The organism is Pedobacter hartonius (assembly GCF_900107535.1).
GTDB classification, from domain to species: domain Bacteria; phylum Bacteroidota; class Bacteroidia; order Sphingobacteriales; family Sphingobacteriaceae; genus Pedobacter; species Pedobacter hartonius.
Genome location: NZ_FNRA01000009.1, coordinates 42,117 through 57,898 on the forward strand (window position 1 = coordinate 42,117; position 15,782 = coordinate 57,898).

Sequence of the window (15,782 nt, forward strand, 5' to 3'; positions counted from 1 at the left end):
AGACCTATTTTTGGTATCGATCTCAGAATTAATAATTTCTTTTGGAAAGTTTTAAAGAATTTCTGATCATCATAATGACCCCGGAGGTATCAAATACCGCGTATCTGATCTTTATATCAATCATTGTTATGAAATACACCAAAATTTTCGTTGCCTGTTCAGTGCTGCTATTGGGAGCGGGCAAACTGGGCTGCGCACAACAACTGGAGATTACCCTGACAGGTGCCTATAACTTCCGTGACCTGGGAGGGTATCAGACAAAAGATCAAAAAACTATCAAATGGGGCAAGCTTTACCGCTCTGCTGTATTATCAGATCTGACTCCCGGCGATCTTGATAAACTTTCAACGTTACATATTGCAAGGATAGCAGATTTCAGAGGCTCCGGTGAAGCGGGTTATGCACCTGAAAAAATTCCTGCGGGGGCGGCATATTTTGGGTTGTCGGCAGGCAGTGGTAAAGGTCGCGCCGAAGATCGATTCTTTCAAAGACCGTTACAGGCCAATTTTTGACTCCCTGCTTACGCTGAACGCTGACAGTGCCTTATTATTTCATTGCACCGGCGGAAAAGACCGGACCGGAACTGCCGCCGCACTGATTGAATATGCCTTAGGTGTAGATCAGGGCCAGATCATAGATGACTATGTACTCACTAATCAGTACAGGAAAAAGTATAATAAAGTGATTGCTGACATGCTGGTAGAAAAATATAAGTTACCAGCGAAACGGGTAGCAGATTACGGAATTGCCAAACCGGCTTTTATGGAAGCCACTTTTGATGAGATCACCAAAAAATACGGCTCCGTAGCTAACTTTATGAAAAACGAACTGGGACTGACCGATGACAAGCTTGCGTTGCTGAGAGCAAAATACCTGAAGTAACGCGCTGCACACCCCGGGATAAGCGGGTGTTAAGGTTAGTTTTTCTTTATGGAGCCCCCCCGGTTATCATAACAGCACTGACCTCCTCTGCCGTCAGTGCCTGTTCATATACCTTTACCTGGTCTATATAACCCTGGAATACCCGTTCAGAGGGAAACTCTTCATTCCGGCCGATCTCCCACTTGCTGTCTGCAGACAGGTTCACTGTGCCATCAACTTTTGCACTGCCACTAAGTTTTCCATCCACGTACAGCCATAACATATCTCCTTTACAAACACCTGCAAGGTGGTGCCACTGCTCTTTCCACTTTTCGGGAAGATCGATGGTTATATCTCCCCGTCCCCACCCGCCGGCAAAAAAGGTTAGTGTTTTGCCGTTGTTGGTTTGCAGGACATGATGGTCTCCCTTGGTCAGCATGTCTATAAGACCTTTATCATTACCTGCTGCCGGATACACCCAGCACATCATCGTAAGTGTTTCTCCCAATTGATCGAGGCTTGGGGCATTTGGTATTTCCACAAAACTGTCTTCACCAAGCAGCACAGGCTTTGATTTACCTGTTCCGCTGTCTGATTTACCAATGATTAAACCGTCGTTTTCAAAACCAGAACGATCTGCCAGTGTTTCATCATCAGTCTTAACCAGAGAGAGATCAAGTAATAATGACGAAAGATGGCTATCATAAACTTTGAATTTAGCAGCTTCACGGTCTGCAGTCAGTGTTTGAAGTCCCGCGGTTCCGACTGTAAAACTATGTTCAAGAAGTTTCTTTTTTCCGGGCGCAAGAACGACAGTATCGGTAAAGATGATACTGCTATTGATCTTTACCGGGATCAGGAATGCCTGTTTTTTTCCGGTAAGATTCTGTAGCTCATAACTGAACTTCTGCGCTGCATGCAGCGGTACAACGGGTTTCAATTTCAGTTCAGACACCCTGAAAGGAAACTCTACAGGATTTGAAGGTTCCGCTACCATTACATTTTTACCTTCAGAGGCAGTTAAACCGATGCTTACTTTACCCGGTTCATACAGCCGGCAGCTGATAGAATCCGTTATTGTTGTACCCAGGGGAACAACGCAGTGTTTGAACTGCTCCGGCTTTCCATTGATATATACAACAACCTTTTCAGTACCCAGGCTTCCCTTATTGGCCAAGTCAAAACGCACCCAAAATTGTTCGTCTGGCGCTACCCTGGTTTTAGTGACATGGTACCCGGTGATCCTGATAGCAGCACTGGTCTTTGTTTCTGATAAAGCCACCGGGTTGCGGTCCTTTGGCCAGGTTTCGGTAGCGGAGCCGCTCATTTCAAATTGCAATGTTCCCCCTGCCGCCACTGCATCATGCGAAATTACCAGTTGTTCGTATGGCTGCCGGTTCAGCTGAAGGGACTTAACATATGGGTGATCGCGCGACTGGCCCCTGGCTTCAATGGTAAATGTTTTTCCATTTGCAAGGTGCAGCTTCAGCGATTGAAACAAAGGAGCACCTACGGCGTAAAGCGGGCGTCCCGGACTTACCGGGAATATCCCCATGGCATTGAACAAGTAGGCGCTTGACATTGAGCCCAGGTCATCATTACCTGGTAAACCCGCGGGGCTGGCAGCGAACCTGTTCAGCATAATATCCCTGATCCACTTTTGTGTCAGATCCGGATATCCAGCAGTATTGAAAAGATATGGCAGGTGGATCACCGTTTCATTGTCATACAGGATTACATTGTTTGTCATTGCAGAATCCAATCTGGCTGCGAAGGCCGCATTTCCACCCATCAGGTTCACGAGATCTTTACCGTTATGAGGCACAAAATAAGAATAAACCCATTTGTTACCTTCCTTGTAACCAGTCATCCCAGGCTCCGGCTTAAAGTCTTTATTCTTTCTGGGAAGCATAAACAATCCCCCGGTGTGAAACAGGTTCCGGTAGTTTAAAGCGCGTCGTTCCTCCAGCTGATAATCTTCCTCGTTGTGCATCACCAGCCTGGCGTACTGCCCGAGTGCCCAGTCGTTATACGCGTATTCCACTGTCCTGGTTACAGACTCTGCATTGGAAAAAGGAACGTAGCCCATCTGGTGGTAGACCTCCATATCGTCCTGCACAAAGGGGGCCTCCATTAAATTTTTCTTCATCGCTGTATAAGCGAGTGTTTGATCATAACCCCTTATGCCCTTTAAATATGCATCTACAATGATTGGCACGGCATGGTTGCCAGTCATGGATTCGGTAGGCAGATGGCCCGTTTGCTGATACACATCCAGCATTGATAGAATCACATCCTCTTGCTTTTCAGGGTACAACAGGCTAAGCAAAGGATGCAGTGAACGGAAGGTATCCCAAGGGGAAAAACCACCGTATTCACATTTGCCTTTAGTTTGATGCAGCTGCCCGTCTGCCCCCCTGTATTTCCCGTCCACGTCAGACACTACCCATGGAATGAGCAGCGAATGATATAAAGCAGTGTAAAAAACAGTTTTATGCTGCTCATCCGCATCTGTTATATCAACCGTTGCCAGCTGCCTGTCCCATTCCTCCATACTGCGTTTCCTGAGTTCGTCAAAACCTTTCTGGCCAATCTCCCGACCGATATTATTTTGCGCTGCCACAGCATCCACTGTAGAAGTACTGATTTTCATAGTGATGACTTTTGCTCCTTTTAAAGTATTTTTAAACGTAAAAAGATAGCCGTCTTTCAGCTGTTTTTTCTCCAGCAGGTCTTCACTGAAGTTCATCACCGCATTTGCCGTTGAACCATGCAGTGTCCTCTTGTCCGGGAAGCTCAACTTCCCTGCATCGCCCACAAACAACTGCGGCAGTACGCCTGCAGGAAAAGTAAAGCGGAACATCCCGCTCCGCTTTATGGCAGTTACCTCTACAACGGTATGGTCATCCTTAAGAACAACTTTATAATAGCCTGGCCGGGCTATTTCTTCCTTATGGGAAAACTCCCTGCTACTCGCTCCCGGTACAAAATCAGCGGCTAATCTTACAGGAAAAACGTTAATACGGCCCGAAGACCCTTCAGGGAAACCGCTATAATGTTTAATGCAGCTGAAAAAATAAATGGAACTGTCGCTATAGTCATATCCCCTTGCACCCGTCACACGGGTTTCAGGACTGAGCTGTATGGAACCGGAAGGGAATACTGCCCCCGGATAAGTTCCCCCGTTACCTCCCCATTTGGTTAACACCCCACTTTTGGTAGTGCCTATAAATGGGTCTGCGTAACGTATATGGCTATTGTCCTGAGCAGAAACAGTGGTGTAAACACCCAGGCATAAAGCAAAGGACAAGGTCTTCCTTACAGACAAAAAGGAAATGATATGCATGAGCTATTGTAAGTTTTGAAATTAGATTTTGATGTAGATCTTTTTCTTATCCATGATATACCCTACCAGCCAGCAGAGCATCATATAACACACTGCAAAAACCAGCGTACCGAAGGCACCGGGAAAAACAGGCTGGTAAAACACATCGTTAATCCATTTGTAAAAACTCAGCCCCGGTTTAATCCAGATGAGCTGGATACAGATCAGCAGGAGTTCTGACAGCAGGTAGATGGCAAGGGAATTCCTGCCAAATACCAGGAAGAAATCAGTACCCCATTTGATGTTTTTCAGCTCAATCACATACACCAGGATTCCCAGGATAGCCAGGTCAAGGCCTATGGTAAGCAATACAAAAGAACTGGTCCATAATTTCTTGGAGATTGGAAAAAATTGTCCCCAGAACAATGCTGCAAAAATTAATACCGCACCGTATATCAGCAACATAGCCACAGACTCATAATTTCTTCCTTTACGTTGAATATAGGCACCGGCGAGATATCCGCCAATGACATTGACGATGCCCGTCATCGTACTTAGCAAGCCTTCGGGATCAAATGCAACAGGCCCGCCATGTTCATGATACAGATGTGCACTACCCAATATCAGCATATCAAGACGTGTCCCTGCATTACCCAGCATGGTATACTCCTGCCCGTTTATTCCGAACAGCAGCAGAAAAGCCCAGTAGCTCAGCAGCAGCACGACAGAGATCAATACTGTGGTCTTTTTTGAACAGTAATGGACAATGAGCGATCCGAAAAGATAACACAAGGCGATACGCTGAAGAACACCCATGATCCTCGTATTCCCTATCGGATTGAACATCCAGGTGCCTGCCTCCCTGTGCATAAAGGGGAACCAGTACATCAGGTATCCCAGCAAAAAGATGATCACTGTTCTCTTGAATACTTTACTTAAAAAGCTGCTGTTACTTTCAAACTTCTTCTTCGAAAAGCTGAGTGCGTTGCCAACAGCAAACAGGAAGGACGGGAATACCAGATCGGTTGGTGTAAAACCAAACCATGCCGCATGATCAAGCGGCGCCCATTGCACTGCACCGGAACCGGGAGAGTTTACGATGATCATAAAACAAATCGTCATTCCCCGGAATATGTCGAGGGTAATAAATCGGTCGTTGGATAATGCCATAGTACTAATTGCTTTTTTATGTGATTAAATATTGTCAGTTCTTCAATTTCATCCTGATTATTTGTTCTTCATCCTGATCACACGCCCTTCAACTAATCACTTGTAATCAACTGATTATTTACTTCTCAGTTGATACAGAATTCTGCCTGCTGCCTGTTCAGAAGAGATGTTCACCGACTGGGGGTATTTCCCTTCCTCTTCATAGATCAGGAGTTCATTTTCTCCCGGTTTCAGCCAGGGTTCGGGTATATACATCCCTACCTTACCGTTTAATTCGGGATAGCGGCCAATATGGTGGCCGTTCAGCCAAACAGATCCATGTCCCATTCCTTCAGGATTTAGCCTCCAGATCAGCAGTTTACCCTTCAGCCGAGGAAGAGTAAATGATGAACGGAAGTATTGTGGGCCGCAGACTGTATCCATTACACTGCGCGGGAGCTTTTGCCATGCGGCACCTTCATCAGGCTTTCCTTCATCGGGCCCGCCCCGCATCTTCCAGCCGCTGAGGATCATCCCATTACCAATCGTATTGATCTTTACGGCCTGGTCTATACCGCCTTCTTTATCATGGTTTTCCACAAATACGGTCAGCACCATTGGTTTGCTCAAAACTTCAGCATCAGTAACGCAGAATTCAAAAGGAATATTCCAGCCGTCACGGCGGATCATTTCTTTACCATTTATAAAAACAGTAGCATTTTCATCTACGCTTTTAAAAGCGATGATCATCTTTGACAGCCCTCTTTGCGCAGGGATTACCGTAGCAAACCAGCCAAAACCTTCTTTAAGATCAAATGCATCGGCACCGATCTTATATTTCTTCCATTGCAGGGTATCCAAAAGCGGCACGCTATCTTTTAAAGAGCCGGCACCAGCTGCTTTCGTAAAGTACCAATTTTCCAGCGTATGGTAAAATGGCCCTCCTTTTTTTAGTTTTACAATGCCTGAAAGACCCTTTTTATCAATATTTTCAATCGGTCCAAGGTAGGCTGCCATCTTATCGCGGCCATCATGTGCGGTAAAGATGGCCATGATATGCTGCCCTTTAGTCAGATCGAGGGCCACTTCGCCTGTCTTGATCTTCCACTGCGCAGCAGGTTTGCCGTCAATAAATATCGTTCCCCTGTCTCCTCCTTCTGCCTGCATCGAATATCTTCCTGGTTCAGCAACCGAGAGTCTGGTACGGTACCAGGCATCAGCGGTGATATCGTTGTCGGCCCCCATTTGCAAGGGGGTTTCACTGTGCAGCCATTTGCTGTCATCAAAATCCGGACTGGCGCTTAGCGCGGCATTTTTATATTCCCATGCTGAAAGGTTTACAGACAGTTGTTTTGCTGATACTGGCTGATTTGCCTTGTCAGGAAATTCCTGAAGATTCTCTGTGGCAGTTTGAATTGTAGTTAGTGACTGAGAGCCCTTTTCCAGATAAATCCTGGCCACGTCAGTGTGACGTGTGTTTAAAGATGATTCTGCTGAAGCAGTGATCTTTCCATGCTTCACTTCTACCTTTCCAAGATAAGGAACACCGGTAACTATCCCATTTAAGGAAGGCATTTCGGTTAACCAGGTCTGATCCGTTCCGGATCTTTCCATGACCAGAATACGAACCTGTTCCTGTCCTGTTGTAAATGAATATTCAGTAGGTTGTGTACCGGCTTTAGCCTGTGCATGGAGAGATATCCTGTTGCCTGAAACCGTAAATTCTTTTCCGGTAACCCTCAGCTGCTTTCCGGCAGCTACTGGTCCTGTTCCAACTGCCAGCCTCTTTCCAACTACGGGCACCGTTTGACCGGAAATACCTGCGGCCATCTCCTTCAACAGAAAACTCAGAAACACCTTTTCACCAGCCGCTGCTTCCAGCAAAAGTGTTGTGGTATGGCCTTGTTTCAGCATCCCGTATACTCTTGTCAGAGCCCAGTCCAGAGAAACTGATGAGTTCAAACGCACATTATGCACCAAAGGACGGATCTCGCCGGGGGACAGCTTTATCTGCAGTGCCGGTGTTGTCTTATCTGGCTTTATTACTGCTGTTGCCATTTTGTGAGCAGGGTTATCCAGAAATACAAGGTCTCCCGCAGGGCTGGTCCTTGCAGTCAGCCTTACCGCAGTATCGGGATGTTTAACTCCTTTATCCGCCAAAAGGTGTTGATATTTTCCACCTGCATCTGTACTGTTCTCCAATACCTCCTGGAAGCTGCGCGCAAAAAAGGCGGCACGTTTAAAGGTAAAATATATCGGGCGCAGGTCTCCCGCCTGCCCTACTGCGGCACCGTAATCATAAGATGCGGCATCTTCATCGTTATTGGTATAGCCGAAGTTAGAGCCTCCGTAGGCCATGTAAACATTATATCCATTGCCACCATGGGCGATGATTTTCCATGTAGAGCGGTCATAACGTGCTGCATCGCCCTTTTTTGCCCCGTACTGCGTGTACCACATACTCCAGTACTCGGTAGAAAACCATGGATTAGGCCTTGTAACATTATCCAATTTAGCTTCCCCTGCGGGATCGGTAGAATGGTGTACGCCGCTGAACATATAGGGAACGGCCAGGCCGAGGCTCAGGGCTTTGCTTTGCAGGTGCCTGAAATAATTATCTGGCATAATAGTGCCCCATCCCTTTGGATGTTCATTTTCCAGCTGCACCATAACAACCGAACCACCGTGATTGATCTGATGTTTAAATACTATGGGAAGCAGGAGGTCAAAAAACCTATCCACATACCGCTCAAATACAGCATTATCTTCCCTTACACGTAATCCTTCTTTAAAGCGGAGCCAGATAGGGTATCCTCCCTGGTCCCATTCGGCACAATAATAAGGACCTACCCTTACAATAGCGTACATTCCCATTTGCTTCACCAGTGCCAAAAAGGCGTTCAGGTCATGGTCTCCGTTAAACTCAAACTGTCCTTCCTTAGGCTCGTGGAAGTTCCATATCGTGTAAATCTCCACACAGTTGAAGCCACCGCGTTTCAGTTGTAAAAGCCGGTCATGCCACAATTCATGCGGCAGGCGTGCATATTCCAGTCCTGCAGATACCAGGAAGGTACGTTTCCCATGGATCAGGAAACCTTTACTGTCAAAATCGCTAAATGGTTTCGCCGCCGCCAGTGCAGGAAACATATGGTCATTGATCACCGCGGGATCATCCGTCAGTGCCTGGCTGTAAGCAGCCGAAGGCATTACATAGACGAGCAGAAATAGCAGGCGACCTCCCGTCCGCAGTAATGATCCGGTTAGCAACGACCATGAAAATCTATTTTGCATAAGCATCTGTAATGGTCTGACTGTATTTACTGTACAATTGGGCAGCTGTTTCAAAAGCATTGCCTTTCGGCTGTGCCGCATAAGCATTGTCATGCAGGTTCACCCATTTCCATTCCCAGTTCTTCACCGCAGCATCAAAAGCTTTGAGATCAGGCGGGGTTCCGGTTTTGAGCGACTTATCCAGCATCGTAAGGAACATTTGCCACCTCGGCTTATAATAGCATTTGATCAGGCCGGCCCACTGCCGGTTCGAGTACTCCCGTAATCCGCTTTCTTTGTCGCCCCATAACGTAACCAGGTCCCTTGCATTAAACTCATACAGGTTCTTCTCTTTCTCAGTAATTCCGTTTGCGCGGGCTTCGCTGATCCATTTACCCAGTAAAAAGTCTTTACGGGTATTCAGCAGCAGGTCCATATCGTCCATCAGCACCAAAAATTCGGCACTGTATTTTTTATAAGCTGCCTCATCTTTATCCTTAAAAGACTTTGCCATTTTTTGCTGCAGCGGGCTTGCATAATTTGCCAGCACCTGTCGTGTAACGTCAACCAGGTCATATTCAAATCCATCACTGGATTGCAGTTCCTTTCCTGCTGCCACAAATAGCCCCCAGGCTTTTACCAGCTTTAACTGATCATACTCCACACCGGTCAGTACGCGGTCTATCTTTTTCTCAAAGGTAGGCCGTGCTACGATGATCGATTCATTTCCGCCTTCGGTGAGTCCGCCGCTGTATACCGTATTCAGCAGGATATTCCATGCTTCGTTCATTTGAGGCGTTGCTTTACCATAGCGGCGTCTGGCATATCCTTTTACCCATTCATCTGCATCCGTAGGGGTATCTTTCCAGACATTTTCCAGCATCAGTTCAAATAGTGCCGGATTTTGTTCAATACCTTCAGGGGCCAGTCCTATGCCCACCATGTTTTTTGATTCGGGATCATGCAACGCAATCGCAGGATCGGCAGCTACGTGCCTCATTCTGCCAAACATGCTGATGTTACCTCCAAAATTCTGTAGCATATTCCAGATCCATGGTTTGCCATAATAGGCATTAGTACGGTTCCAGACCGGGTGCGCGTCACTGTACAGATCAAGAATGATCATCTGGTCATTGGGGATGGCATTGAGCAGGGCTTTGATCTGTTGTGGCTGCCAGAACTTGTTGTTGTAGTGGAACATCCATCCCTGCATTACCCATACAGCCTTAGGATCGGCGGCGGTCATTGAGCGGAATACCTTTTTACTCATATCACTCAGGTACGTTGAATCATTTGTAGGCGGGATATTTTCGTTAAAAGTATCCGAAGAATACAAATGGTCGGTACCAAATTCTTTCGTTTGCAATTCAATATATTTCTTTCCGATCTCTTCAAACAAGGTGTCTTCAGGATCAAGGATAAAGACATCGGGAAAACCGGCATCCCAATTGGTGCGTTTCACTTTCGCAGCCGGGTATTTATTTTTAAAAGACGGCGGAACATGCCCTGTAAATGCAGAAAGCACGGGTTTCATTCCAAAGGACCTTTCCCTTGACAGGATTTTCTTTTGCAGTTCTTTGTGTGAATCCATCCAGTGCTGAGGCAGCGGGCCACCCCAGGCGTCAATATTTCCCATCCATAACCAGGAGAAATAGGCAGGGCCACTGAAAAAGCCTTCCAGTTCCTTTTCTGAGAAACCCATTCCGCGGTATACATCACGCCAGATGGCTTCCTCACCGGTAATGGCCAGTGGCATGTTGATACCGTTCATGGCCATCCAGTCTATTTCTTTTTGCCAGCGCTCCCAGTCCCACCAGGCCATGGTATAATTAAACGTACAGTAGTTCAGGTAGTAGCGGTAATTATAAGGAGTATTCTTGTGTACCTTTCCATTTATGGCGGGCAATACCGCAGGAATGTTCAGGTTTGTGCCATTCCAGGTGATATCGCAAAAGCAATAATTTTTTAGATAGTAGTTCAGTGCGGAGGCAACAGACAGGCCGTTGTTCCCGCGCAATATAATTTTACCGCCCTTAGATTCAATTTCAAAAACATCTTTACCATTTTCCTGCTGAATCTCCTCTATCAAAAAATCGTTCTTTCTGTCTGGCAATACCCTTGCAATAAAAGCAGCAGATTCTTTCTGATCAACTTGCGCCATCACTTGTGAACCTGCGAATGTAAAAACCAGCAGCAGTAAAATCAGGTACTTCATCATATGTGTTTTAAAATTCCGGCTCCCATAATATGGACAATACGGGAGCCGGATGTTATCGGTTAATAATTTGAATTTTGTTTCAGCACACCATTACTCTTATCAATTTCAACTTGTGGAATTGGGTAGTAATAATGTTTAGGGCGCTGGAAAGTAACTGTCTTGCCCTGGTCAACCGGAGCCTTGGATACCGGAAGGTTATATATTGCAGCAATATCTACCAGCTTTACCTTGTCCCAGCGCATCAGGTCCTGGTGCCTTTCACCTTCACCGGCCAGTTCCATACGTCTTTCGTGGATCAGTTCTTTCATTCCTGCATTCACTACCGGAGGCAATGCTGCCGAAGCACGGCGTCTTACCTGGTTGATCAGCACGTCGCCTGCACCGGCACCCTGTGTACGGATCTTGGCTTCAGCCACCAGCAGGTAGATATCTGCCGAGCGCATTAAAGGAACGGCGAAGTTATGATCGGGACCGCTGCCTTCGGGAGAATTGAAAGGATAGAACACCGCATACTTGCGGAAAGCAAATCCTGTAGATGAAAGGTCAGCCGTGAAAGTATCAATATTGGCATCGTCACCGATATCAATCTGATCGCCTACACTTAACAAAGTAGCTGCTTTACGCGGGTCATTGGCCTCAAATTCGTTTGCAAGACCTTGCAGTGGCTGGCTAAAACCATAACCGCCCCATGCTCTTGGGATGTAGTAAATGGTATAGTCGTTCGTCACCACATTCTGCAGTCCCTGCACAGACATCAGCAACTCCGTACTGTTCACATTTGCCCGGGTAAAGTTATCCTGATAGGTTGGGGCCAATGCGTAATTACTGTTTGCAATCAGCTTTTCACCGGTAGTAATTGCTTCCGGAAGTTTTTCCCAGTACATATAGAGCTTGGTGAGCAGTCCGAGGGCTGTTCCTTTGCTGACCCTTCCGCGGTCTGATGCGCCATAACTTTCAGGCAGGTTATCAATCGCTTTCAGCAGGTCTGATTCAATTTGTTTGCGCACCTCCTCAGTAGTGGATTTAGGAACATTGAAATTAAGGTTTGCATAATTATCCTCAGTGATGATCGGCACATCGCCATAGATCAGCATGAGTCTCCAATACCCGAAAGCCCTGAAGAAATAGGCCTCTCCCATACTGCGTGCTTTCACTGAAGCGCTCATATTGTCGATTTTGGGAATACTGAGGATGACATTTGTAGAGCGGTTAACGGTTTCATACTTATATCTCCAGCTGTAATTCACCTGTGCATTTGACGCATCATAGGTTAAGTTCTCGATGGCCTCATCCTCAGAGTGGTCGCCAGAGCGCCAGTAATCATCAGATGCCACATCAAAAGTTGTTTCCGCGTGAGAGATATAATCTTCCTGTTCCAGTAAGTTATAGATTCCGGAAACCCCGTTCACCACATCGGTTTCGGTTTTAAAGTAATTGTCGGTATTGTACACACCTTTCTGATCCAGTTCCAGGTCTTTCTTGCACGATGAAGTGCTGACAATCACCAGGAACAATATATATAGAGTTAGTTTCGCTTTCATAAGACTATAATTTAACAGTTAAACCAAATGTAAATGAACGGACCGAAGGGTATTGTGCCACATCCACACCTCTCTGCACGTTACGTCTCGGTAAGGAGTTATCGGTATAACCCAGTTCCGGGGTATAACCCGAGTAATTGGTGATCATGAAGAGGTTCTGGCCGGTTACGTAAAACCTGAGACTATTCAGCGTAGTTTTTTTGGTCAGCGTACCCGGTATCGTGTAACCTATGGTCAGGTTTTTCAGGCTAAAATAATTGCCGCTCTCTACAAACAGGTCAGAGGTGCGGTAGTTGTCATTTGTACGGTCGAGCGTCATTCTAGGAATGGTGTTGCTTGTTCCCGGTCCTGTCCATCTGTTCAGTGTTTCGGCATATAAATTAAATGAGTACGTAGGGTCAATTCCCTGCATCCGGTCGGCATTGTACAGGCTCACTCCAAATGTGCCGGTAAAATTAGCAGCCAGGTCGAAGCCTTTGTACGCCAGGGTAGTCTGGAAACCAACTGTAGCCTTCGGGTTGGGATTTCCTAAGTTAGTACGGTCCTTCCCGTCGATCAGGCCGTCACCATTGATATCCTGGAAGCGTACATCACCAGGTTTTATGCCTGATTTACGCGAATCATTTGCCAGTGCGGGGTCGCTGTCAATCTCTGCCTGTGTCTGGTACAGGCCATTGGTTTTCCATCCGTAGAACGAAGCGATAGGCTGTCCTTCATAAGTTCTCGATATTTCCTGGCTTGATCGGCCATACACTACAGAACCGATAAATGCATTGGGGCCGTACAATTTGGTCACCTTATTGCTGATGAACGACGCATTACCGCCAAAAGAGTATTTCAGTTCGTTACCGCCATTGTAATTGATCTCTACCTCAACACCATGATTGTTCATGTTCGCAATATTCTGGTCAGGCGCCACCAGCAAGCCGGCGGTACCTACCTGAACAGCTGGAATCAGCATGTCATTTGTATTCTTATCGAAGTATGTAAAGCTGGTATTCAGCTTGTTCTTCAGGAAGCCTGCTTCCAGACTTATGTTTGTCATTGCTGCCCTTTCCCAGGTGATGTTTGGATTGGCGGTTTTTGTAATTGCAGCACCATTGGCACCGGCACCTCCGAAGGTATACCCGTTGGTACCGTATTGGTTACCCACCACTACAGAGCTGATATACTGGAAGGGTGCCACGTTCTGGTTACCCAGTTCGCCCCATCCACCGGTCAGTTTTAAATTGCTGATCCAGGTAATATCTTTCATGAAGGCCTCATTGGAGATTCTCCATCCGACTGAGAAGGCCGGGAAATAACCCCATTGGTGGCCTGGTGCGAACCTTGAGGAACCATCGGCCCTGAAGGTCAGCGTGGCGAGGAACCTGCCGTCATAATCATAAAACGCACGACCGAAGACCGACTGCAGGCCTGTTGGGTCATCAGCAGTACCCGTAGCGGCCAGCAGGTTGTTACCCTGGCTCAGTACGCGCTGAGCGGTCGTTACATTGTCATACCCGATCCTGGCCGCAGAGAAATTACTTCCCCTGAAGTTTTGTGCAGAGTAACCACCTGTAAACGTGATATGGCTCTTTTTAATCGTTTTATCATAGGTCAGGAACAAGTCCAGCAAGTTTGAATAAGTTTCTGTTTCTGACTGCGTTAACTGAGAATTTGTAGTCTGCCGGGCCTGGTTCACATCCAGTATATTGAACTGGTAACCGCGGCCGATGGTTCCGTCAAAACCGTAATTGGCACGGAATTTCAGGTCCTTATAGATTGGTATTTCCGCAAAAACATTTGCAATGGCCCTGTACTTTCGGCTGTAGGCGTCGTTTTCCTGGATAGTTGCGTAAGGGTTATTGATATCTCCCAGCTGGTTGGCAAAAGCTTTTGAGGTACCAAAAGTACCATCATCATTCACTGCCGGAATTGCCGGATTAAAGCGAAGTGCAGAAAACAACAGACCTGTCTGCGAGCTGTAATTATCAAATGAATTGCTCTCACCGTAAGTCAGCTGTAAGTTCTGCCCTACTTTGATCCATGGTTTCAGCTTATGCTCAGAATTGATACGGGTACTGAAACGTTTAAAATAAGCTTTATCGATAATTCCTTTTTCATCATAATAGGAAGAAGAAAAATAATAGGTAGAAGCTTCATTTCCGCCCTGTATACTGATATCGGCATTGTTTACCTTACCTGTTTTCAGTATAGCTTTCTGCCAGTCGGTTCTTTGTGTGGAATAATAAGGGTCATTCCATGGAGCTTCGATCGCCACATTGTCATTTGTATACCTTTCTCTTTTCAACGTGTACAGATCAGGTGCTGTCAGCAGATCTATATATTTGGTGGTATTGGAAATACCCGTGTAAGCATTGATGGTTGTGGTCAGTTTCTGACTGTAGGTTCCCCTCTTTGTGGTTACCAGAACAACACCATTGGCAGCTCTTGTACCATAGATCGCGCTGGACGACGCGTCTTTCAGGATTTCCACAGAGGCGATATCATTCGGGTTCACATCACTTAACGCATCCGGGTTACTTGAGGGAACCCCATCAATCACCACCAGCGGGTTTGCATCATTGATCGTACCTGTACCGCGGATCCTGATACTGGATGCTGCACCGGGCGAACCGTCGTTACGAACAATGTTCACCCCGCTTGCCCTTCCATCCAGTGCCTGTGTTACGGAGCTTACCGGCAAGTTCTGGATATCACTTCCTTTCACACTGGCAATAGAGCCGGTAACATCAACTTTCTTTGTTGTTCCGTAACCAACTACTACCACCTCATTCAGGTTGGCGTTGGTTTCTACCATCGTGATCGTCAGGTTGGTTTGTCCGCCGATCTGCACGATTTGTTTTTCATAACCAATGTAACTGATTTCCAGCACGCCGTTATCCGGTGCCTTGATAGAGAACTCTCCGGTGGCATTGGTTGTTGCCCCGATATTGGTTCCCTGAAGTTTCACGCTTACGCCAATGAGCGTTTCTCCCTTTTTGTCTACCACCTTACCTTTTACTGTAATCTGGGCATTCTGGCCATCAGGGTCATAAAATACCACCACATGGTCATCAGCGATCTTATAGGGAAGTTTATTCACAATAATTGCCGCCAGGATTTCGTCAATACTGGCATCTTTCACCTGCAGGTTTACTTTACCCAGTTTTTTAATACTGGCATAATTGTAAAAGAACCGGTAATCACTTTCTTTTTGTATAATCGTCAGGATACTGCTTACCTCGGCCTGTTTCAGATTGAGTGAAAACTTCTGCTGAGAATAAACATGTGCAGATACCTGCAGACATGTAACCATTGCGAGTAAAAATGCTACTTTCATTAGCAAAATAAATTTTAAGACAGGCCGCGCATATAGCGCAGCAAATGCCTTCGTAATATTTTTCATGTGATTAAAATTGTTTCCCAAAGGTCA

8 protein-coding genes are annotated in these 15,782 nt (G+C 46.4%); 2 read left to right on the plus strand and 6 right to left on the minus strand.

Annotated features, from left to right (window positions below; genetic code table 11):
• Nucleotides 1-128 precede the first annotated feature (128 nt).
• Together BLW16_RS23875 and BLW16_RS23880 are read left to right on the plus strand one after the other, a co-directional pair.
• Entirely contained in the window at nucleotides 129-512 is a 384-nt protein-coding gene (locus tag BLW16_RS23875) for a tyrosine-protein phosphatase (protein ID WP_090558595.1), read from the plus strand.
• On the plus strand, nucleotides 454-882 hold the full coding sequence (locus BLW16_RS23880; protein ID WP_175470599.1) for a tyrosine-protein phosphatase: 429 nt from the start codon (nucleotides 454-456) through the stop codon (nucleotides 880-882). Before BLW16_RS23875 ends, BLW16_RS23880 begins: the two co-directional genes overlap by 59 nt.
• Nucleotides 883-928: 46 nt before the next feature.
• On the opposite strand, the gene BLW16_RS15530 is transcribed toward BLW16_RS23880, so the two are convergent.
• From BLW16_RS15530 to BLW16_RS15555, 6 genes are all read right to left on the minus strand, one after another.
• Nucleotides 929-4,207, minus strand: a complete 3,279-nt coding sequence (locus BLW16_RS15530; RefSeq protein ID WP_090558280.1) for a GH92 family glycosyl hydrolase — start codon at nucleotides 4,205-4,207, stop codon at nucleotides 929-931.
• A 21-nt stretch (nucleotides 4,208-4,228) separates the two neighbouring features.
• Nucleotides 4,229-5,356, minus strand: a complete 1,128-nt coding sequence (locus BLW16_RS15535; RefSeq protein ID WP_090558282.1) for an acyltransferase family protein — start codon at nucleotides 5,354-5,356, stop codon at nucleotides 4,229-4,231.
• 114 nt (nucleotides 5,357-5,470) lie between these two features.
• Entirely contained in the window at nucleotides 5,471-8,626 is a 3,156-nt protein-coding gene (locus tag BLW16_RS15540; RefSeq protein WP_175470600.1) for a beta-galactosidase, read from the minus strand.
• On the minus strand, nucleotides 8,616-10,823 hold the full coding sequence (locus tag BLW16_RS15545) for an alpha-N-acetylglucosaminidase (RefSeq protein ID WP_090558287.1): 2,208 nt from the start codon (nucleotides 10,821-10,823) through the stop codon (nucleotides 8,616-8,618). The genes BLW16_RS15540 and BLW16_RS15545 overlap by 11 nt, the downstream gene beginning before the upstream one ends.
• A gap of 59 nt (nucleotides 10,824-10,882) precedes the next feature.
• Nucleotides 10,883-12,364 carry a RagB/SusD family nutrient uptake outer membrane protein gene (locus BLW16_RS15550; protein ID WP_090558289.1) on the minus strand — a complete coding sequence of 494 codons (1,482 nt, stop codon included), beginning with the start codon at nucleotides 12,362-12,364 and terminating at the stop codon, nucleotides 10,883-10,885.
• 4 nt (nucleotides 12,365-12,368) lie between these two features.
• Nucleotides 12,369-15,689, minus strand: coding sequence for a TonB-dependent receptor (locus tag BLW16_RS15555; RefSeq protein WP_175470601.1), 3,321 nt, complete (start codon nucleotides 15,687-15,689; stop codon nucleotides 12,369-12,371).
• Nucleotides 15,690-15,782 lie beyond the last annotated feature (93 nt).